Origin of the sequence: Desulfofundulus thermobenzoicus (assembly GCF_009428905.1) — a bacterium.
Taxonomy (GTDB): domain Bacteria; phylum Bacillota; class Desulfotomaculia; order Desulfotomaculales; family Desulfovirgulaceae; genus Desulfofundulus_A; species Desulfofundulus_A thermobenzoicus.
Window position 1 is genome coordinate 1 of record NZ_WHYR01000227.1, and the last position, 424, is coordinate 424.

Annotated in this window: 1 protein-coding gene; it reads right to left on the bottom strand. The window is 42.2% G+C overall.

Annotated features, from left to right (window positions below; translation table 11 throughout):
* Positions 1–169, bottom strand: a 169-nt coding sequence (locus GFC01_RS18365) for a flavodoxin-dependent (E)-4-hydroxy-3-methylbut-2-enyl-diphosphate synthase (protein ID WP_341474092.1), incomplete at its 3' end; no start/stop codon positions are given.
* Positions 170–424: the final 255 nt, after the last annotated feature.

Here is a 424-nt window from a genome sequence, read left to right on the forward strand (position 1 = left end):
CGATTTGACAGCCTGCCTCTTCTAAACGTTTAATTTCAGCGACTGTCGCTTCGACATCATGTGTTTTGGTTGTTGCCATACTTTGAATGACAACCTCATTATTTCCACCTATAGTTAAAGGTCCCACTTTGACGGGACGCGTTTTAGTACGATGTGTGACTTCACTCACTTGTCAATCGCTCCTTAGTGTACAAGCAATCCTTTGCCGTGTACGTCGTGTTTTACAGTTCATATTGTAACAGTCTCTTTGTATGAATGACAAGGAATTAACGTTTTATCTCTTGTAGACAGGAAACTTATATGTGCTGCCTGCCCTGATTTCGTTCGCTTTCACACCTTGATTCAGCTCCTCGAAATCTTTAATGACGTCATCAAGCGGCTTGCTTGTATGTACGATGGAGAGGACCGTTTCACCTTGTTTTAC